The sequence below is a fragment of the Streptomyces albus subsp. albus genome (assembly GCF_000719865.1).
GTDB classification, from domain to species: Bacteria; Actinomycetota; Actinomycetes; order Streptomycetales; family Streptomycetaceae; genus Streptomyces; species Streptomyces albus_E.
Genome location: NZ_JOID01000014.1, coordinates 63,404 through 83,211, shown reverse-complemented (window position 1 = coordinate 83,211; position 19,808 = coordinate 63,404). Strand labels below are relative to the sequence as shown.

17 protein-coding genes are annotated in these 19,808 nt (G+C 75.3%); 11 read left to right on the top strand and 6 right to left on the bottom strand.

Annotation, left to right across the window (positions count from 1 at the left end; all coding sequences use genetic code 11):
• Nucleotides 1-27 precede the first annotated feature (27 nt).
• The 3 genes from pdxR (at nucleotide 28) to IF83_RS0115410 (ending at nucleotide 4,978) form a co-directional block, all read left to right on the top strand.
• On the top strand, nucleotides 28-1,548 hold the full coding sequence (gene pdxR / locus IF83_RS0115420) for a MocR-like pyridoxine biosynthesis transcription factor PdxR (RefSeq protein ID WP_030544753.1): 1,521 nt from the start codon (nucleotides 28-30) through the stop codon (nucleotides 1,546-1,548).
• A 191-nt stretch (nucleotides 1,549-1,739) separates the two neighbouring features.
• Nucleotides 1,740-3,320 (top strand): alkaline phosphatase D family protein, encoded by a 1,581-nt coding sequence (locus tag IF83_RS0115415; RefSeq protein ID WP_030544752.1) that lies wholly within the window; start codon nucleotides 1,740-1,742, stop codon nucleotides 3,318-3,320.
• Between the two features lie 197 nt (nucleotides 3,321-3,517).
• Nucleotides 3,518-4,978: a GNAT family N-acetyltransferase gene (locus IF83_RS0115410; protein ID WP_051722798.1), complete on the top strand. Its 1,461-nt coding sequence runs from the start codon at nucleotides 3,518-3,520 to the stop codon at nucleotides 4,976-4,978.
• Nucleotides 4,979-5,021: 43 nt separating this feature from the next.
• Here the strand turns inward: IF83_RS0115410 and IF83_RS0115405 are convergent, their stop codons facing one another.
• Nucleotides 5,022-6,233 carry a trans-sulfuration enzyme family protein gene (locus tag IF83_RS0115405; protein ID WP_051722812.1) on the bottom strand — a complete coding sequence of 404 codons (1,212 nt, stop codon included), beginning with the start codon at nucleotides 6,231-6,233 and terminating at the stop codon, nucleotides 5,022-5,024.
• A gap of 60 nt (nucleotides 6,234-6,293) precedes the next feature.
• Here IF83_RS0115405 and IF83_RS0115400 point away from each other — a divergent pair, with 60 nt between their 5' ends.
• The 5 genes from IF83_RS0115400 to IF83_RS0115380 all read left to right on the top strand — a co-directional run bounded on the left by IF83_RS0115400 (nucleotide 6,294) and on the right by IF83_RS0115380 (nucleotide 10,522).
• On the top strand, nucleotides 6,294-6,767 hold the full coding sequence (locus IF83_RS0115400; protein WP_030544749.1) for an Lrp/AsnC family transcriptional regulator: 474 nt from the start codon (nucleotides 6,294-6,296) through the stop codon (nucleotides 6,765-6,767).
• A gap of 141 nt (nucleotides 6,768-6,908) precedes the next feature.
• Nucleotides 6,909-8,597 carry a DUF885 domain-containing protein gene (locus IF83_RS0115395; RefSeq protein WP_030544748.1) on the top strand — a complete coding sequence of 563 codons (1,689 nt, stop codon included), beginning with the start codon at nucleotides 6,909-6,911 and terminating at the stop codon, nucleotides 8,595-8,597.
• Nucleotides 8,598-8,939: 342 nt separating this feature from the next.
• Nucleotides 8,940-9,851: an ATP-grasp domain-containing protein gene (locus tag IF83_RS0115390; RefSeq protein ID WP_030544747.1), complete on the top strand. Its 912-nt coding sequence runs from the start codon at nucleotides 8,940-8,942 to the stop codon at nucleotides 9,849-9,851.
• 45 nt (nucleotides 9,852-9,896) lie between these two features.
• Nucleotides 9,897-10,148 (top strand): hypothetical protein, encoded by a 252-nt coding sequence (locus IF83_RS0115385; RefSeq protein WP_030544746.1) that lies wholly within the window; start codon nucleotides 9,897-9,899, stop codon nucleotides 10,146-10,148.
• A gap of 2 nt (nucleotides 10,149-10,150) precedes the next feature.
• Nucleotides 10,151-10,522 (top strand): hypothetical protein, encoded by a 372-nt coding sequence (locus tag IF83_RS0115380; RefSeq protein ID WP_019708304.1) that lies wholly within the window; start codon nucleotides 10,151-10,153, stop codon nucleotides 10,520-10,522.
• A gap of 27 nt (nucleotides 10,523-10,549) precedes the next feature.
• Here the strand turns inward: IF83_RS0115380 and IF83_RS0115375 are convergent, their stop codons facing one another.
• Nucleotides 10,550-13,561: an AAA family ATPase gene (locus IF83_RS0115375; RefSeq protein WP_030544744.1), complete on the bottom strand. Its 3,012-nt coding sequence runs from the start codon at nucleotides 13,559-13,561 to the stop codon at nucleotides 10,550-10,552.
• Nucleotides 13,558-14,721 carry an exonuclease SbcCD subunit D gene (locus tag IF83_RS0115370; RefSeq protein WP_030544743.1) on the bottom strand — a complete coding sequence of 388 codons (1,164 nt, stop codon included), beginning with the start codon at nucleotides 14,719-14,721 and terminating at the stop codon, nucleotides 13,558-13,560. The genes IF83_RS0115375 and IF83_RS0115370 overlap by 4 nt, the downstream gene beginning before the upstream one ends.
• A 274-nt stretch (nucleotides 14,722-14,995) precedes the next feature.
• Between IF83_RS0115370 and IF83_RS0115365 the strand changes: the two genes are divergently transcribed.
• Entirely contained in the window at nucleotides 14,996-15,994 is a 999-nt protein-coding gene (locus tag IF83_RS0115365; RefSeq protein ID WP_030544742.1) for a dihydroxyacetone kinase subunit DhaK, read from the top strand.
• Nucleotides 15,995-16,017: 23 nt separating this feature from the next.
• Nucleotides 16,018-16,698, top strand: coding sequence for a dihydroxyacetone kinase subunit DhaL (gene dhaL, locus IF83_RS0115360; protein WP_030544741.1), 681 nt, complete (start codon nucleotides 16,018-16,020; stop codon nucleotides 16,696-16,698).
• Between the two features lie 140 nt (nucleotides 16,699-16,838).
• Here the strand turns inward: dhaL and IF83_RS0115355 are convergent, their stop codons facing one another.
• Together IF83_RS0115355 and IF83_RS0115350 are read right to left on the bottom strand one after the other, a co-directional pair.
• Nucleotides 16,839-17,651, bottom strand: a complete 813-nt coding sequence (locus IF83_RS0115355) for an HAD-IA family hydrolase (protein ID WP_078843502.1) — start codon at nucleotides 17,649-17,651, stop codon at nucleotides 16,839-16,841.
• Nucleotides 17,652-18,033: 382 nt separating this feature from the next.
• Entirely contained in the window at nucleotides 18,034-18,660 is a 627-nt protein-coding gene (locus tag IF83_RS0115350; RefSeq protein WP_030544739.1) for a YigZ family protein, read from the bottom strand.
• Between the two features lie 57 nt (nucleotides 18,661-18,717).
• Between IF83_RS0115350 and IF83_RS0115345 the strand changes: the two genes are divergently transcribed.
• Nucleotides 18,718-19,131: a CoA-binding protein gene (locus tag IF83_RS0115345; protein ID WP_030544738.1), complete on the top strand. Its 414-nt coding sequence runs from the start codon at nucleotides 18,718-18,720 to the stop codon at nucleotides 19,129-19,131.
• A 63-nt stretch (nucleotides 19,132-19,194) separates the two neighbouring features.
• Here the strand turns inward: IF83_RS0115345 and IF83_RS0115340 are convergent, their stop codons facing one another.
• On the bottom strand, nucleotides 19,195-19,767 hold the full coding sequence (locus IF83_RS0115340) for a helix-turn-helix domain-containing protein (RefSeq protein ID WP_030544737.1): 573 nt from the start codon (nucleotides 19,765-19,767) through the stop codon (nucleotides 19,195-19,197).
• Nucleotides 19,768-19,808: the final 41 nt, after the last annotated feature.

The window sequence follows — 19,808 nt, the reverse complement described above, 5'->3', positions numbered from 1 at the left end:
GGCCGGACTGGTTTAAGGTCCACTCCGATGCCTGGTTCGGGGACCACTTCCACCTCCCGCGGCCCGGTCCCGTCCGGCCGCGGGCCGCGCCGCGACCGGCCGTGGACCGCCGCCTGGGAACTCCTGCTGCCGGCCGCGACGGCCCCGCCCCGGCAGCGCGGCCGGACGCTGCAGGCGGCGTTGCGCGAGGCGGTGCGCAGTGGCCGGCTGGCACCCGGGACCCGGCTCCCTTCGAGCCGTGCGCTGGCGGCCGACCTCGGGGTGTCGCGGGGTCTGGTCACCGACGCGTACGAGCAGTTGACGGCCGAGGGATATCTGCGCGGCAGCCGGGGCTCGGGCACCTGGGTCGGGGCGTCGGCGGGTCCCGGCGCCCACGGCGCGCGGGACGGGGGCGGGCCGGCCGAGGGCCCGGGCGGAGCCGGAACGGGCGCGGCGGGCCCGGTGCCCTCCGGCGCCGGGAGGTCCGTGCCCGTGGCGGACTTCCGGCCCGGGACGCCCGATCTGTCGCTCTTCCCGCGTGCCGGGTGGTCGGCCGCGCAGCGCCGGGTCCTGGCGCGGCTGCCGAACCGGGGGCTCGGTTATCCCGATCCCCGCGGCCTGCCCGAACTGCGCGAGGCGCTGGCCGCGTTGCTCGCCCGGCGCCGGGGTGTGGCCGCCGACCCGGCGTGCCTGGTGGTCACCTCCGGGGTGGCGCAGGCGCTGACGCTGCTCGGCCTGGTGCTGCGCGACCGGGGCCGGCCGGCGGTGGCACTGGAGGATCCGGGCAGCCCGGAGCCCGAGGGGCTGTTCGCGGCGGCGGGCCTGGGCACCGTGGCGGTCCCGGTCGACGCGGACGGGCCCCGCCTCGGGGCGCTGGCCGCCTCGGGCGCCCGCGCGATCGTCACCACGCCGGCGCACCAGTTCCCGTCGGGGATCGCGTACACGGCGGACCGGCGGGCGGGGCTGCTCGGCTGGGCGCGCGCGGTGGACGGGCTGGTGATCGAGGACGACTACGACGGCGATTTCCGCTACGACCGCGCGCCCGTCGGCGCCCTCCAGGGGCTCGACCCGGACCGGGTGGCCTACACCGGTTCGGTGAGCAAGTCGCTGGCGCCCGGGCTGCGTCTGGGCTGGCTCGTGGTCCCGGAGCGGCTGGCCTCGGAGGTCACCGCCCGCAAGCGCACCCTGGACCTCGGCAATCCCGTGCTCGACCAGGCCGCGCTCGCCGATTTCATCGCCTGCGGGGCCTACGACCGGCAGTTGCGGCGCTGTCAGCGCGCGTACAGGCAGCGCCGTGACACGCTGGTGGCGGCCCTGCGGCGGCGCTTCCCCGGAGCCGTCGTCACCGGCATCGCGGCGGGTCTGCATGTCATCGTCCGGCTGCCGCCGCGGTACGGCCCGCAGCCGCGCTTCCTGGCCCGGGCCGCGGCGGCCGGGGTGGCGGTCCGCCCGCTGTCCGACTTCGGGACGGCACCGGACGGGGACGGGGCCGTCCGGCTCGTGCTCGGCTACGCGCATCTGCCGCCGGACGGGATCGAACGGGCGGTGGGGCTGCTGCCGGCCGGCTGACGGGCCCGTGCGGAGCCGCCGGGCCGCGCGCGACCGCCGCGCCGGGCGGCGTCCTTCCGCCGGGCGGCACCCGGTTGTTCACTGTCCGTTCGGGCGTGCGGCATCCGGCGCCGATAGCAATCCCCTTGCACGGCAGACACCGCACCGTTCGCCGCAGGCGGCGGGCGGACCGGTACGACAGGAGGCACCACATGGCGCGGGAACCCGGGGGAATCGTCGGGCGGCGGTCGGTTCTGCGAGGGGGTGCGGCCGCGTCGGCCGCGCTCGCGCTGCCGGGGGCGGCCGGGCTCGCGGCGGCGCCCGCCCAGGCGCGGTCGGGGCGGCCGGCCGCGCGGTGGGGGGTGCAGACCGGTGATGTGACGACCTCCTCCGGGCTGGTGTGGGTCCGCTCGGACCGGCCGGCGCGGATGATCGTCGAGACCTCGGCCACCGAGTCGTTCCGGAACGTCCGGCGCCGCACGGGCCCGCTGCTGGGCCCCGGCACGGACTTCACGGGCACCACGCCGCTGCAGGGGCTGCCGGCCGGCCAGGAGATCCACTACCGGGTGCTGCTCGCCGACCCGGACGACCCGCGGCGCACCGGCGAGCCGGTGTACGGCAGCTTCCGCACGGCCCCGGCCCGCCGCCGTCAGGGGGTGCGGTTCCTGTGGTCGGGCGATCTGGCCGGTCAGGGCTGGGGGATCAACCCCGACCGGGGCGGCCTGCCGATCTTCGACGAGATGCTTCGCCGGGACCCGGACTTCTTCCTGAACAGCGGCGACACGGTCTACGCGGACGGCCCGGTCCAGCCGGCCGTCACCCTTCCCGACGGCCGGATCTGGCGGAACGTCACCACCGAGGAGAAGTCGAAGGTCGCCGAGACGCTCGACGAGTACCGCGGCGCGTTCCGCTACAACCTGCTGGCGGAGAACCTGCGCCGGTTCAACGCCCGCGTGCCGGGCCTCGTCCAGTGGGACGACCACGAGGTGGTCAACAACTGGTACCCGGGCGAGATCCTCACCGACGACCGCTACACCGAGAAGCGCGTGGACGTCCTCGCGGCCCGCTCCCGGCGCGCGTTCGCCGAGTACTTCCCGGTGCGCACCCTGCGCCCGGACGGTGACGGCCGGCTGCACCGGGTGGTGCGCCACGGCCCGCTGCTCGACGTCTTCGTGATCGACATGCGCACGTACCGGAACGCCAACTCCCCCGGCCGGCAGCCGCGGGAGGAGCAGGGCATCCTCGGCGCGGAGCAGCTCGCCTGGCTCAAGCGGGAGCTGTCCCGCTCCCGGGCGGTGTGGAAGGTGATCGCCTCGGACATGCCGCTCGGGCTGGTCGTGGCCGACGGCGCGGCCGACTACGAGGCCGTGGCCCAGGGCGACCCGGGGGCGCCGCTGGGCCGCGAGCTGCAAATCGCGGAACTGCTGCGGCACATCCGGCACCACCGGATCACCGGGACGGTCTGGCTGACCGCCGACGTGCACTACACCGCCGCGCACCACTACGAGCCGTCACGGGCCGCCTTCCAGGACTTCGCCCCGTTCTGGGAGTTCGTGTCGGGTCCGCTCAACGCGGGCGGCTTCCCGGCGGTCGGCCTGGACGCCACCTTCGGCCCGGACCAGGTCTTCGTGAACGCCCCCGACCGGGCCAACGTGTCGCCGCTGGAGGGCGGCCAGCACTACGGCGAGGTGGAGATCGACGGTGACAGCGGTGAACTGACGGTGCGGCTGATCGAGGAGGGCGGCACGGTGCACTTCACCAAGGTCCTCCAGCCGGGCCTGGTCGGCCAGTAACCGCGAAGCCGCGCCGTCGCGGGCACGGCGGTGATCGCGGCCTCCCCGGCCGCGCTCACCGCCCCGGCCGCCGAACGGCACGTTTCGCCGCGTTGGCCGCTTTCCTCGCCATCGGCGTACGAAGTCCGGAAGGCGGCTTAACCAGGCGGTCACAGTTCGTTCGTGATCACGCAACAGCGATGGGTCACGGTGGGTCCATGACCGATGTGACACCCTCGAAGCCCGCCCGCCGCCCCCATCACTGGCGGCGGGACCTCGTCGAACTGGCCGCGCTCTTCACCGCCGTCGCGGTCGCGGACTCGATCGCGAAGCTGATCGTTCACGGCCCCGACGGCCCGGTGCTGCTCGTCGCCTCGGCGGTCGCCCTCGCCGCCACGGCCGCGTTCCACAGTTGGTGGTCCCACCGGCACGGCCACTCGCCCCCGGGGACCGCGGCCGCCGGTGAACCGGGCGGCACGGAGGGCTCCTTCACCGGCGCGGCCACCGGCGACGGCCACGGGAACGGCGAGGGCGACGGCACCGCCGTGCACGCCACCACCCTGTGGCGGGTGCGGACGACGGTGCGGGACACCCCGGGCAGCCTCGCCGCGCTGTGCACCGCGCTGGCCCGCGGCCGGGTGGACATCCTGGCTCTGCAGACGCATCCGCTCTCCGACGGCACCGTCGACGAGTTCCTGCTCCGCGCGCCCGCGGAGCTCGCCCCCGCGGACCTCGCCCGGGAGATCTCCGCGGCCGGCGGCCGCGACATCTGGACCGAGCGCGCCGACGCCCACGACCTGGTCGACACCCCCACCCGGGTGCTGAACCTCGCCACCCGCACCGCCCTGGACGCCGCCGAACTCCCGCTCGCCCTGCGGGAACTGCTCGGCCGCTGCACCATCCGGTCGCAGCCGCGGCGGGCGTCCGCCGGCTCCTCGCGGGACGATGGGGCCGAGGAGGAAATCGCGCGCGAGGGCTCCCTGGAGGGGACCGTCATGCGGCTGCGCGACCCCTCGGGCGGCACGATCAGCATCGAGCGCCCAAATCTGCCGTTCACACCGGCCGAGTTCGCCCGCGCCCGCGCGCTCGTCGGGCTCGACGCGCGGCTCGGCCCCCGGATGCCGCGCGGCCGCGATGTGTGGACGCTGCCAAGCGGCAGAGAGATCACGGTGCGCCGGGCCGACACGGCCGACATCCCCGCCGCCCGCGAGATGCACGAGCGCTGCTCCCCCGAGACCCTGCGGAAGCGGTACCACGGCCCGGTCAAGGACGCCGACCGCTACCTGGGGCATCTGCTCAGCCCGCGCTTCGGCCGCACGCTGGCCGTGCAGACGGCGTCCGGCCGGCTGGTGGCGCTCGGCCATCTGATGTGGGACGGGGACGAGACCGAGGTCGCGCTGCTCGTCGAGGACGCCTGGCAGCGCCGCGGTATCGGCGGTGAGCTGCTGCGCCGGCTGGTCGCCATGGCGGAGGAGGCGGGCTGCGACAGCGTGTACGCCGTCACCCAGTCCGGCAACACCGGGATGGTCGCCGCCATGCGCGGTCTCGGTCTTCCCCTCGACTACCAGGTCGAGGAGGGCACGCTCGTCATCACCGCCCGCCTCGTCCGGACCGCGGCCCGCCCGGAGTCCCCGGGCCCGCGCCCGCCGCACGGCCCGTACGCGCCGGCGGGGCGCTGATCCCGCCGGGCGGGCACCGCCCCGCCCGGCGGTGGCGCCTGACCTACCCGGCGGCGTCACCCGCCGCACCGGCCGCGCCGCCGGAGACCAGGCCGCCCGTCCGCACGGCGCGGTCGAGGGCCTGGTCGAGGTCGGCCCAGAGGTCGTCGGCGTCCTCCAGGCCGACCGACATCCGCAGCAGCTTGTCGCTCACCCCCGAGGCGTGCCGGTCGCCCGCGTCGACGATGCGGTGGCTGATCGACGCGGGGTGCTGGATGAGGGTGTCCACGCTGCCGAGGCTGACCGCCGGGGTGATCAGCCGGACTCCGGCGATCACCTCGTGCGGGTCGCCGGCCGTCTCGAACGCCACCATGGCGCCGCCCAGTCTCGGGTAGTGCACCCGCGTCACGCGCGGGTCGTCCGCCAGCCGCCGCGCCAGCTCCGCGGCCGTCGCCGACGCCGCCCGGACCCGCACCGGGAGCGTGGACAGGCCGCGCAGCAGCAGGTACCCGGCGAGCGGGTGGAGCACACCGCCGGTGGTGAAGCGCACCTGCCGCAGCTTGCGGGCGAACTCCTCGTCGCAGGCCACGACGCCGCCGAGCACGTCGCCGTGCCCGCCCAGGTATTTGGTCGCGCTGTGCAGCACGATCCGCGCTCCCTGCTCGGCGGGCCGCTGGAGCACGGGGGTGGCGAAGGTGTTGTCCGCGAGCAGCGGCACCGCTCCGCAGGAGTGGGCGACCGCCGCCAGGTCCAGTTCGGCGAGGGTCGGGTTGGCCGGGGTCTCGACGAGGACGAGGCCGGTGTCGGGGCGGATCGCGTCGGCGATGCCGGCCGGGTCGACCCAGGTGACCTCATTGCCGAGGAGCCCGGCGGTCAGCAGGTGGTCGCTGCATCCGTACAGCGGGCGGACGGCGACGACATGGCGCAGGCCCATGCTGTTCCGCACCATCAGGCAGGCGGTCAGCGCGGCCATGCCGCTGGCGAAGGCGACGGCGCTCTCGGTGCCCTCCAGCCGGGCGAGGGCCGTCTCGAAACGGGCCGTGGTCGGGTTGTCCAGACGGGCGTAGACCGGCGGGCCGTCGGGCCGGGCGCCGGTGGTGGCGAAGTCGTCGATCCGGGCGGCCTCGGCCCGGCTGTCGTACGAGGGGTAGGTGGTGGACAGGTCGAGCGGCGGCGCGTGCAGACCGAGTTCCGCGAGGTCTTCGCGGCCGGCGTGGACGGCCTCGGTGGACAGGGACCGGCGGACGGGCGGGGTGGGCCCGGAGGGTGTCTCCATGGACCGCATACTGAACACCGGCCGGGCCCTGGGGGGCGGATCCCGTGCTACGTTCGGCCGATGTCCGATTCGGTGGTTCTGGATCCGGTGGATCTCCATATTCTGCGGCTGCTGCAGAACGATGCCCGGACCACGTACCGGGACCTCGCGGCCGAGGTGGGCGTGGCCCCCTCCACCTGCCTGGACCGGGTGGCGCGGCTGCGCCGCAGCGGCGTGATCCTCGGCAACGCGCTGCGGCTGGACCCGGCGAAGCTGGGCCGGGGTCTGGAGGCACTGCTGCTGGTCCAGGTGCGTCCGCACCGCCGGGAGCTGATCGGTCCGTTCGTCGAACGGGTGCGGGCGCTGCCGGAGTCGCGGGCGCTGTTCCATCTGACCGGACCGGACGACTATCTGGTCCATGTCGCGGTGACGGGCACGGCGGATCTGCAGCGGCTGGTGCTGGACGAGTTCACCTCCCGGCGGGAGGTGGCCCGGGTCGAGACCCGGCTGATCTTCCAGCAGTGGGAGTGCGGGCCGCTGCTGCCCCCGGGCTGAGCCGGGTGCCGCCGGAGGCGGGATCGGCACCCATGAGCACCGTCTACCGAATTTTCCGTATCGAATATCGGACACCCCTCGACAGGATCATGCCGCCGGATGGTGGTGACGGGACGGCCGCCGCCGTACGAGGATGGCCGCATGTCCGATACCACCAGCAGCCCGCTACCCCGTCAGATCGCCGACTCCTACGTCGACGCCCTCGTCGAACTGAATCCCCTCGCGGGCACCTACCTCGGTGTCACCGAGAGCTATTCCCGTCTGCCGGACCTCTCCCCCGCCGGCCAGGAGGCCGTCGCCGATCTGGCACGCACCACCCTGGACCGGCTGGCCGGGGCGGAGGCCCTGCCGGGCGCGGACGACGAGGCAGAGCGCCGCTGCGCACGCCTGCTCCGGGAGCGGCTCACCGCCGAACTGGCCGTCCACGAAGCGGGCGACGGGCTGCGCAACCTCAACAACCTCTTCTCGCCGCCGCAGGCCATCCGTGCGATCTTCACCGTCACACCGAACAAGACCACCGGGGACTGGTCGAGGCTCGCCGAGCGGCTGCGGGCCGTGCCCGACTGCCTGGACGGTTACCGCGCCGCGCTGGCCGAGGGCCTGAAGCGGCAGCTCCCCGCCGGTCCGCGCCAGGTGTCCACCGTCATCGGGCAGCTCGACGCGTGGGTGGGCACCGACCGCAGCTGGTTCGCCACGTTCGTCTCCGACGGACCGGCGGAGCTGCGCAGCGAGCTGGACTCGGCCGCGGCCCACGCCACCGCCGCCTTCGAGGACCTGCGCGACTGGCTGCGCGACACTTACGCCCCGGCCGTCGAGGGGACCCCGGACATCGTGGGCCGCGAACGGTACGCCCGCTGGGTCCGCCACTACAACGGCACCGACCTCGATCTGGACGAGGCGTACGCCTACGGCTGGTCGGAGTTCCACCGGCTGCTCGGCGAGATGCGCGCCGAGGCGGAGAAGATCCTGCCCGGCGCCGCGGAGGACCCGTGGCGGGCCATCGCCCACCTGGACGAGCACGGCCAGCACCTGGAGGGCGTGGAGGCGGCCCGGGGCTGGCTCCAGGAGCTGATGGACGAGGCCGTCGGGGCACTGGACGGCACCCACTTCGACCTCGCGGAGCGGGTGAAGCGGGTGGAGTCCCGGATCGCCCCGGCCGGCAGCGCCGCCGCCCCGTACTACACCCAGCCCTCGGCGGACTTCTCCCGGCCGGGCCTGACCTGGCTCCCGGCCACGGCCGAGGACCGCTATCCGGTCTACGACCTGGTCTCCACCTGGTACCACGAGGGCGTGCCGGGCCACCATCTGCAGCTCGCGCAGTGGACCCACGTGGCCGACCGGCTCTCCCGCTACCAGGCGTCCATCGGCATGGTCAGCGCCAACGCGGAGGGCTGGGCGCTCTACGCCGAGCGGCTCATGGACGAGCTGGGCTTCCTCACCGACGCGGAGCGCCGCATCGGCTATCTGGACGCGCAGATGATGCGCGCCGTGCGCGTGATCATCGACATCGGGATGCACCTGGAACTGGAGATCCCGGCGGACTCCCCCTTCCACCCCGGTGAGCGCTGGACCCCGGAACTCGCCGAGGAATTCTTCGGGCGCCACTCCGGGCGGCCGGAGGAGTTCGTGCGGAGCGAGCTGATCCGCTACCTCGGGATGCCCGGCCAGGCCATCGGCTACAAGCTGGGCGAGCGCGCCTGGCTGCGCGGCCGCGAGGCGGCCCGCGCGGCGCACGGGGACGCCTTCGAGCTCAAGCGGTGGCACATGGCCGCCCTCTCCCTGGGCTCGCTGGGCCTGGACGACCTGGAGGAGGAACTGGCCCGGCTCTGACGGCACGGCTGCGCGGGGCGCCGCCCGGCCGGCGCCCGGTGCCGCCGGCGCCCGGTGCCGCCGGAGTCCCGTGCCGCCGGAGTCCCGTGCCGCCGAAGTCCGGGCACGGCCGGGGCAGGGGCAGCACGGCCCGGGCCTCGGACGCCGCGTGGCCCGGCCGGTGCGCGGCGTCGATTCCGGGGGCCGGGCGGGGTTCCCGGGTGCCGGGCGGGGATCCGGGACCCGGGGGCCCGGACCGGGGGCCAGGGTGCCGGACCGGGATCCGGGGTGCCGGGGCCGGGATCCGGGGTGCCGGGGCCGGGATCCGGGGCCCGCCCGCCGCCCGCCGGATACCCTGCGCCCATGGGGGCCCTGTTCATCTTCTGCGCGGATCCGCTCCGGCCGCGGAGCGCCGATCCGCACGTCGCGGACGAGGTGCGCGCGGCCCGCGCGGCGGGAGCCGCGACCGCCCTGATCGACCACGACGCGCTGCTGGCCGGTGACACCGCGGCGGCGGTCGCCCGGGTGCCGCGCGGCGCGGGCGCCGCCTGGTACCGGGGCTGGATGATCCCCGCGGGGCGGTACGCCGAGCTGGCGGAAGCCCTCGCCGGGCGCGGAGTCACCCTGCTCACCGGACCGGAGGCGTACCGCCGCGCCCATGAACTCCCCGGCTGGTACGGCACGTTCGCCGCCGTCACCCCGCGCAGCGCCTGGCTTCCCGCCACGCCCGGCGAGCCGCCGGCCGAGTCCGCGCTGGCCGCGGCCGCGGCCCCGCTCGGCGGCGGGCCCGGCATCGTCAAGGACTACGTGAAGTCCCGCAAACACGAGTGGCACGAGGCCTGCTACACACCCGACCTGTCGGACAGCGGGCGGCTGGCCGCTGTCGCCCGCCGCATGGTGGAACTGCAGGACGGCTTTCTGACCGGCGGTGTCGTGATCCGCCGCTTCGAGGAATACCCGGACCCGGGCGAGGCCCGCATGTGGTGGGTGGACGGCGTGCCCGTCCTCACCACCGCCCATCCCGACCACCCCGGGATCCGCCCCGCCGCGGCGCTGACCGCCGCCGGACCGCGGCTGGCGCCGCTCGTCGCGGAGCTCGGCTGCCGCTTCGTGACCACGGATCTGGCCCTCCGCCGCGACGGCGTCCCGCACGTCGTGGAGGCCGGCGACGGGCAGGTGAGCGACCTGCCGCCCGGGACCGCCGGAACCGCCGGAGGCGAACGGCTGTTCCGCGCCCTGGTCCACGCCGCGGGTACCCGATCGACACCGCGCTGACCTGTGCCTCTGTGCATTGGGGTACCGGCGCAGTACCGTGGCGGCATGCCCGCACTCAACATTGACTTCAGCGACGAGGAGCTCGCCGAGCTCCGCGAGGCCGCCCGGGAGAGAGGCGTCACGCTCAAGGCCCTGGTGCGCGAGGCCGTGACCGACGACCTGGCGCGGCGGCGTGCCATGTCGGAGGCGAGCCAGATCTTCCGGTCCTTCGTCGTGAACAACGCCGACGCCTTCGACGCGGCCTTCCCGGAGGACGCTCCGGCGGGGGCCGCGGGCAGCGGGCGGGGAGCCGCCTGAGCGTGGATCTCCTCATCGACGTCCGCTGGCTTCTCGCCCGGCAGACGGAAATCCTGCCCACCGACCCCGGCGTCGACGACTACTCCGCGCTCGCGGCGGCCGTCGCCCGCCACCGGGTCAACACGCCCCGCCTCGGGGAGCACGCCGACGCGGCCTGGCGCGCCGCCGCGCTGCTCCACACCATCGTCCAGCTGAAGCCGCTGCCGTCCCGCAACGCGCTCTTCGCCTGCGGTATCGCGGTCGCCTACATGCACGCCTCGCACGAGGGCATCGACCCGCCGTACGGCGCGCTGATCGAGCTGGTCAAGGATCTCCAGTCGGCCGACGCCACGGTCTACGGCGCGGCCGAGCTCATCCGCTCCTGGCGCATCTGAACGGCCCGGCCGGCGCGGCGCGGTGCGTCAGGCCCCCGCCCCGAAGGTGTGGTGCCGTACCGCCGAGCCGGTGCGGGTCTTGACGACCTCCAGCTGGGCGGGGACGCGCCGGCGCAGGTCGGGAACGTGGCTGACGATGCCGACCGCGCGGTCCCGCTCCCGGAGGGAGTCGAGGACGTCCAGCACCTCGTCGAGGGTCTGCTCGTCGAGGCTGCCGAAGCCCTCGTCGATGAAGAGGGTGTCGAGACGGGCGCCGCCCGCCTCGTCGGTGACGACATCGGCGAGCCCCAGGGCCAGGGCGAGCGAGGCGAAGAAGGTCTCGCCGCCGGAGAGGGTGGCGGTGTCGCGCTCGCGGCCCGTCCAGGCGTCGATAACGTGCAGGCCGAGGCCGGAGCGGCCGCGGCCGGAGGCGCGGGCGTCGGAGTGGACGAGGGTGTAGCGCCCGGCGGACATCCGCTGGAGCCGGACGCTCGCCGCCGCCGCCACCTGCTCCAGGCGGGCGGCCAGCACATAGGACTCCAGGCGCATCTTGCGTACGTTCTCGGCGGAGGTGCCCGCGGCCAGCCCGGCGAGCCGCGCCACCCGCTCGTAGTCCCGGCGGAGCGGCGCGAGCCGGCGGGCCCCGTCGAGGGCCTGTGCGGAGAGCCGGTCCAGCTCGGTGCGGCGGCGTTCCGCCTCGGCCTCGGCGGCGGACGCCGCCCGCAGCCGTGCGGTGGCGGCCTCCAGGGCGGCGCGCGCGCCACCGGTGTCGGCGGGCGGCAGGCCGGCGGCCGCGGCGACCTCCGGGTCGGCCAGTTCGGCGGCGACGGCGACGGTCTCGGCCTGCCAGGCGTCCAGGCGGCCCTGGAGTTCCCGGCGCCGGTCGTCGCCGAGCGCGGCCGCGGCGGCCGCGGCCGGGGTGTCGAAGCCGGCACCGTAGGCGGCGTCGGCGAGGCGCGCGTCGGCCTCCTTCAGCCGGCGCGCCGCGTCCTCCGCGGCGCGGACGGCCCCGGCGGCCCCGGCCAGCGCGTCGGCCTCCCGCTCCAGGGCGGCTGCGCGTTCGGCGACGCTCCCGGCCTCTCCTCGCGCGCGCGTCAACTCCTCCTGCAGGGAGGCGAGTTCGTCGGCCAGCGATTCCCGCCGGGAGGCGCGCGCGGCGGTGCGCCGCTCGGTCTCCCGCTGCTCGGCCAGCCGGCGTTCCCGTTCCCGCTCGGCCTGCTCGAACGCCTCCTGGGCGGCGGGCAGGCCGGCGGCCGCGGCACGGGCCTCCGCGTGGTCGCGGCGCAGCCGTTCGACGGTCTCCCGGAGGGCCTCGGTGCCGGCCCCGTCCGCCTCGGCGGTGGCGGCGGCGAGCGCCTCGGTGAGGGACCGCAGGTCCCGTTCGGCCTCCTCCCGGCGGCCGTCGGCCGCGCGGTGGGCGGCGTGGGCCGTCTCCTCCTCGGCCCGGCCGACGTGGTCCTCCGTCCTCGGGGCGGGCCGGGGGTGTTCGGTGGAGCCGCAGACGGCGCACTCCGTCCCCGGCGCGAGCCCGGCGGCGAGTTCGGCGGCGATGCCGAGCAGCCGGCGTTCCCGGAGGTCGAGCCATCGCTGCCGGGCGTCGCCGGCCCGGTCGCGGAGTTCACTGAGCCGCTCCCGGGCGGCCTCGGCGCGGAGGGTGAGGTCGTCGCGGCGCCGGGCGGCCTCCAGCCGGCGTTCGGCCGGGCCGGTCTCGGCGCGCAGCGTCTCGGCGCGGGTGAGTGCTTCCCGCGCGGTGTCGATCCGCCGCCGGTGGGCGTCCCGGGTGCTCTCCCAGGCGCGGAGCCAGCCGTCGGTCTCCGCCAGGGCCTCGTCGTCGGCCTCGGCCTCCCGGTCGAGCGTCCGCTGTTCCCGGGCGATCCCGGCGGCCCGGTCCTCGGCGCGCCGTGCGGCGGTGAGCCGGCCGAGTTCCTCCCGGCGTTCCCGTTCGAGGGCGGCGAGCCGGCCCGCGCCGGCCTCCGCGACTCCGGGGGGCAGTTCCCGCCGCAGCCGCCGCTCCGTCTCGCTCGCGGCGCGGTGGTCCCGTCCGGCCGCGTCGCGGAGTTCCAGGGCCGGGACGACCCGCGCGGCGGCCCGCGCCCGGTCCAGCCGGGCCCGTACCTCCGCGCGCTCCGCCGCCGCCTCCTCCAGCGCCGCGGCGCGCCGCCGGGCGTCGGCGTGCCGCCGCTGCAGCCGGGCACGTTCGGCCGCGCTCTCGCTCTCCCGCTCCGCGGCCCGGTGGGCGGCCTCGGCCGCGCGGACGGCCGAAGCGGCGATCTCGTGCCGCTCCCGGACGTGGGTCCGGGCGACGGCGGCCCACTCCAGGACGGCGGCCGCCAGACCGGGCTGTCCGGGGACGGCATCCGGCAGGGGGTGGTCGGCCGGGTCGGCGGCCTCCCCGGCGGCCTGGGCCATCCGGTGGGCGAGGGCGAGGAGTTGCTCGTCCGCGGTGGTCACCCGGCGCTCGGCGGCGCGCCGCAGTTCGGCGAGGCGTTCCTCGACGGCGGCGAAGCGGCGGGTGTCGAAGAGGCGTCCGAGCAGTTTGCCGCGCGCCTCGGCGTCGGCGCGGAGGAAGCGCGCGAAGTCCCCCTGCGGGAGCAGCACGACCTGGCAGAACTGCTCCTTGTTCATCCCCAGCAGCTGGTGGATCTCCTCGGCGGTCTCCTGGTGGGACCGGCTCAGCCCTTTCCAGCCGTCCGGGCCGCGTTCGCGCAGCCACGTCCAGGCCTTCTCCTTGGTGGAACCGGTGCCGCGCTTCTTGGGCCGGAGCTGCTCGGGGCCGCGGGTGATCTCCAGCCGCCGTCCCCCGGCCGTGAGTTCGAGTTGAACCTCCGTCGGGGTGCCGGGTTCGGCGTGGTCGCTGCGGAGCGACGGGAGGCTCGCCTGGCGGGCGCCGGGCACACCGCCGTACAGGGCGTAGCAGACCGCGTCGAGGACGGAGGTCTTGCCGGCTCCGGTCGGGCCGTGCAGCAGGAAGAGCCCGGCGGCGGACAGTTCGTCGAAGTCGATCTCGTGCGTGGCGCCGAAGGGGCCGAAGGCGCTGACGCGCAGCCGGTGGAGCCTCATCGGGCCGCCTCGCCGAGGGTGTCGCCGGCCCGGACGGTGTCGAGTGCGTCGCGGAGCACGGCGCGTTCGTGTTCGTCCGGGCCGCCGCCGCGGACGTGGCCCACGAAGTCCTCCGCGATCTGCTGGTCGGTGCGCCCGCCGAGCCGTTCGGCGTAGGAGGCGCGCTGGTCGTCCGGGGCGCGGTCGGGCTCGAAGACGAGGGTGAGGAGGTGCGGGAAGCGCCGGCCGAGCCGGGCCATCGGCTCGTGCGGGCGGACGGGGTCGGTGAGGGTGGCCTCGACCCAGGCGTCCTCCGCGGCCTCCAGCCGCGGATCGGCCAGGAGTTCGCCGAGGCGCCCGCGGATCCGGGCGAGCGGGCGGGGCACGGGGCAGTCGACGCGCTCGGCGGCGAGGGCGCCGCCGGCGCCGAGGTCGACGAGCCACATGCTCTTGCGGTGGGCGGCCTCGGAAAAGGAGTAGGCGAGCGGGGAACCGGAGTAGCGGACCCGCTCGGTGATGGTCTGGCAGCCGTGGAGGTGGCCGAGCGCGGCGTAGTCGACGCCGTCGAACACCCCGGCGGGGACGGCGGCGACACCGCCCACGGTGATGTCGCGCTCGCTGTCGCTGGCCGCGCCGCCGGAGACGAACGCGTGGGCGAGGACGACGGACCGGGTTCCCGCGGGACGGGCGGCGAGGTCGGCGCGCACCCGGTCCATGGCGGCGCCCAGGACGGCGGCGTGCCCGGCCTTCCCGGCGTCCAGCCGCTCGCGGACCAGGGCGGGTTCGAGGTAGGGCAGCCCGTAGCAGGCGACCTCGCCGTGCTCGTCGGCCAGGAGGACGGGGGTGCCGATACCGGCCGGATCGGTGCGGAGATGGACCCCGGCCCGCTCCATGAGCCCGGCGCCGACGCCCAGCCGGCGGGCCGAGTCGTGGTTGCCGGAGATCATCACCACGGGAACGCCGAGCGCGGCCAGCCGGTGCAGCGCGTCGTCGAACAACTCGACGGCGGCGAGCGGCGGTACGGCCCGGTCGTAGATGTCGCCCGCGACGAGGACGGCGTCGATCCGCTCCTCCCGCACCGTGCCGACGAGGTGGTCGATGAAGGCCGCCTGGGCGTCGAGCAGGCCGACCCGGTGGAACGAGCGGCCGAGATGCCAGTCGGAGGTGTGCAGGAATCTCACAGCGGGGCCCCCACGCGCACCTGTCGTCCCCCGCGTCCTCGTCGGTCGGACCGGCCGCCACGGCCGGCTCACTGGCACCGGACACTCTAGTGGCCCCACCCGCACCGGGGCGGCCGGCGGGCGCGAACCACCGCGTTGTGGTAGGGCCGCGCCGCGGCGGGGTGCCGCGGCGGCCACGAGTTGCCGCGGTCCACCCGCCGCCGCACGATGGTCGGACAGCGGGAGTCGGAGGCACCGTCAGGACATCCTGGCCGTGATCACCACAGGAGTCGCCATGGCCCCGTACTTCGCGAGAGCACCCGAATCACTGGTGTCGGACGCCCTCGAGGGCTTCGCCCGGGCGCACCGGGATCTGATCGAGCACGACGCCGAGGGCGGATTCGTCCGCGCCCTGCGCGGTTCCCCGGACCGCAGGGTCGGGCTGCTGTCGGGCGGCGGTTCCGGGCACGAACCGCTGCACATCGGCTTCGTCGGGGCCGGCATGCTGGACGCCGCCACCCCGGGGATGATCTTCACCTCACCCCACAACCGGCAGGTGTTCGCCGCCTCGCGGGCCGTCGCCCGCCGGGACGGTGTGCTGCACCTGGTCAAGAACTACACCGGAGACAAGATCAACTTCGGTATCGCCGCCGAGCGGCTGGCCGACGAGGGCATCCCCGTCGCCCGGGTGCTGATCGACGACGACCTCGCCTCGGAGTCCGAGGACATCGCCGTGGGCCGGCGCGGCACCGGGGCGACCGTCCTGCTGGAGAAGATTCTGGGCGCGGCCGCGGATTCCGGGGCCGGCCTGGCCGATCTGGCCGACCTCGGCGCCTCGCTGGCGGGACGCTGCCGCAGCCTGGCCGTCGCCTCCGCCGCGCACACCACGCCGGCGGACGGCGCCCCGGCCTTCGACATCCCCGGCGGCAGGCTGGAGTTCGGCGTCGGCATCCACGGCGAACGGGCGAACCGCATGGTCCTCCACGAGCCGCTGGACAACCTGCTGGAGCTGATGACGGACACCCTGCTGGGCTCCCTGTCACCGGGCCGCGGGGACTCCGTGATCGCCCTGGTCAACGGTCTGGGCTCGGTGACCGGTCTGGAGCTGTACGCCATCGCGAGGGAGCTCGGCCGCCTCCTGGACCGCCAGGGCGTCGAACTGCGACGCGCCCTCGTGGGGCACTTCGTGACCGCGCTCGACATGCGGGGCTTCTCCCTGACGCTGCTCCTCGCCGACGACGCGGTCACGGACTGGTACGACGCGCCCGCGCACACTCCGGCATGGCGCCGGTAGTCACGACCCCAGGGGCTGATCCCATGACGAGCTACGATGCCGCCTTCACCGGCGGGTGGATCCGGCGGTTCGCCGAGTCGGTGCGGGCCACCGAACCGGAACTCACCGCCCTGGACCAGCGGGCGGGGGACGGCGACTTCGGCGTCAACCTCTCCACCGGGCTGACGACCGCGCTGCGGATGCTCGACGAGGCCGCCGCCGACGGGGAGCCGCAGGACGCCTCCGCCCCGCTGCTCACCACGGCGACGGCCTTCCTGGACAGCGTCGGCGGCACGAGCGGCCCGCTGTTCGGCCTGCTCTTCCAGCGGCTGGCCGGCGCCGTCCGCGACACCGGGCCCGCCCTCACCACCGCCGGCCTCGCGGCCGGTACCCGGGAGGGGCTGGCGGTCATCCAGCGGGTCGGCGAGGCCCGGGCCGGGGACAAGACGCTGGTCGATGCCCTGGCCCCGGCCGCCCGCGCGCTCGGCGCCTGCACGCCGGACGTGCTCCCCGACACAGCCCTCGCCCGCGCCGCCGAGGGCGCCTGGGAGGGCGTGCGGACCAGCGCGCTGCTCCGGGCCCGGCGCGGGCGCGCCAGCTACCTCGGTGACCGGGTCTCCGGGGTGCCGGACCCGGGGGCGGTGGGCATCGGCCTGCTCTACGCCTCGGCGGACGGTGGTGTCCGCACGCTCGCCCCGTTCCTCGGGGACCGCCGGCCGCGATGAGAGGCCCCGGGCCCGTCTCGCCCGCCGCCCCGCCCCCGCCCCCGTCGCCGGGGCGCGGGGCGCGGGCGCCCCGGCCGCCGGCCGGTGGGGGCCGGGTGGCCGGGGCGACGCGGATACGGCGGGGGACCGGACCCGGCCCGTCAGGACGCCGTTCCGGAGGAGCCCCGGCCGGGAGAGGGCCTCCCCCGCGGGGCCGCCTCCGGAGCCGCGGCTCCGGATGACGCGGGGCGGGGCGGCACGACGCGCGGCGGCGTGCCGCCGGACGCTCCCTCGGGGATCGCGGGACGGCTCTCGGCCCAGGCGACGAGCCGGGGCTCGGCGAGCGAGGGCACCCAGAGATCGACGAGGGCCGCGGCCTCCTCATCGGGCCGCGGACCGACCCCGACGACCCGCATGCCCGCCCGGACGGCGGACTGGATGCCGCAGAGGGAGTCCTCGACCGCCATGCACGCCTTCGGATCGGCACCGCACGCCTCGGCGGCGGCGAGATAGACGTCCGGGTCCGGCTTCGGTGGCATCCCCTCCCCCGGCACGACGATATGGTCGATATAGAGCAGCAGTCCCGCCGTGTCCAGGCAGGTCTCGACGACATCGCGCGGGCAGTTGCTGGCCACCGCGAGCGGGGCGAACTCATGGGCCAGCGCCACCATTTCCACCGCCCCGGGCGCCGTCACGGGATCCTCGGCCACGAGCGACCGGAAATTTTCCAGCAACTCTTCGGTCATTTTTCCGGTCAGTTCCGGACGGCCGGCGGTCTCCGCCAGCAGGCGGCCGCAGTCGGTGTAGTGAATTCCTTTGGCGCGCTCGGCGAATTCGGCTCCGGGGGTGACTCCGTACTCCCGGAGCACTTGCCGGCGGGCCTCCTGCCAGTGGCGTTCGGTGTCCATCAGGGTGCCGTCGCAGTCGAAGACGACGGCCGTCGGGGTCCAGGTGAGAATCCGGTCTGCTGTCACTTTTCCGACCTTCTTCGAGGGGGTCTGGTCTTGTGGACTGCGGCCGGTCTCTCCGTCGCCTTTCCCGGTCAACAGAAAGGATTTTTCCACACGGTCGGCCGCCACCGCGTTCAGGGAACTGACGCCCCGGAATGGGGCAGCCATGCTTCTGTCATGTCACCCATGAAATAGAGGGGACATTGCAAAAACAACGGTAAATTCCCGACCGCGATCCCGTCAATTGGCCCCGGCTAAATAAGGTTAAGTGATATGGCTATGCACGGCGAAATGCGCGACTAAAGGTCCGATTAGCATTCCACCGAAAAGGAAATTGCAGAGGAGCCCGGGCCGGGGCCGCGAGACGCCGGCAGGGCGCCGGGGAGGCCGGCCGCCGGGGCGGAGCTCAGCCCTCCACGTACGTCACGCCACCGAGCTCCAGGCCGGCGGTCCCGGCCGTGACATCGGCGAGCCAGCCGCGGAACCGGTCGAGGTCCCGCTCGGCCACGCCGACCTCGATGCGGACGCGGTCGCCGTAGCGCACCTCGCGCACGGCGCGGCCGGTAGCCCGCAGATCGTTCTCCAGCCTCCCGGCGCGCTGGTGGTCGACGGTCACGGTGGCCAGCCGCAGCGGCCGCCGGGCGACGGTGCCGAGCTCGTCCAGCGTCTGCCCGACCGCGCCGCCGTAGGCCCGGATCAGGCCGCCCGCGCCGAGCTGCACCCCGCCGAACCAGCGGGTGACGACCGCGACGATGTCGCGCACCTCGCGGCGCAGCAGCATCTGCAGCATGGGCACCCCGGCCGTCCCGCCGGGCTCACCGTCGTCGCTCGACTTCTGGACGCCGCCGGAGGCGCCGATGACATAGGCCCAGCAGTGGTGGGTGGCGCCGGGATGCCGCTCGCGGACGCGGCGGATCACCGCCCGCGCGTCCTCCTCGGTGGCGGCGGGGGCGAGCGTGGTGAGAAAACGGGACTTCTTGATCTCGATCTCGTGTTCGCCCTCGCGTGCCACCGTGCGGTACCGCTGCTCCATCCGGTCAGCCTACGGGCTGCCGGGAATGCCGCCGGAACGTGGCCTGTTCGTGACGGCATGCACGCAGACGCAGACACGGAGACGATCCGCCGGATCCTGACCGGCACCGGCGACACCTGGGCCGTGGTGGGGCTGTCCTCGAACCGGTCCCGGGCGGCCCACGGCGTGGCGGGGGTGCTGCAGCGCTTCGGCAAGCGGATCGTGCCGGTGCACCCGAAGGCCGAGACGGTGCACGGCGAGCGGGGCTACGCCTCCCTGGCGGAGGTCCCGTTCCCGGTGGACGTGGTGGACGTGTTCGTCAACAGCTCACTGGCGGGGCGGGTCGCCGACGAGGCGGTGGCGATCGGCGCGCGGGCGGTCTGGTTCCAGCTCGGCGTGGTGGACGAGGAGGCGTACGAGCGGGTGCGCGCCGCCGGTCTGGACATGGTGATGGACCGCTGCCCGGCGATCGAGATCCCGCGGCTGGGCTGACCGGCTCCTCCGCCCCGGGACGGTCCGCGAGGACGCCCGGGGCGGGCCTCCCCGGGAGGCGGCTCAGCGGACCGGCGGGACCGACACGACCATGGTCATCTCGACGGTCTCCGTCCCGTCGTTGCGGTAGACGTGCGGCACGTCGGCCTCGAAGGCGGCGGACGATCCGGCCGGAACCCGGTACTCCTCCTTGTCCAGCACCAGCGTCAGCTCCCCCGCCCGGACGTGCAGGAGTTCCTGGGTGCCGGCGGGGTGCGCGTCGGAGGTGGTGCCCTCGCCGGGCATCAGCGTCCACCCCCACAGCTCCAGCGGCCCGGGGGTCTGGGCGCCGGCGAGCAGCACGGTGGCGCTGCCGGCCTCGGTGGACCACATGCGCACCGCCTCATCGGACTTCACGACCCGGACCCTGGGTTCCTCGTCGTAGTCGAGGAGGGCGGTGACGCTGACGCCGAGGGCGTCGGCCAGCTTCACCGTGGTGCCGACACTCGGATTGGTCCGCGCCTGCTCGATCTGGATGATCATTCCCCGGCTGACCCCGGCACGGGCGGCGAGGGTGTCGAGGGTGAAGCCCCGTTCGCCGCGCCGGCGCTTGAGGTTGCGCGCCAGGGACTGGGTGAGGTGGTCGAGATCCGTCACAGCGGGTCCTTGAGTCCAATCTGTTTGATGTTTTGGTTCAG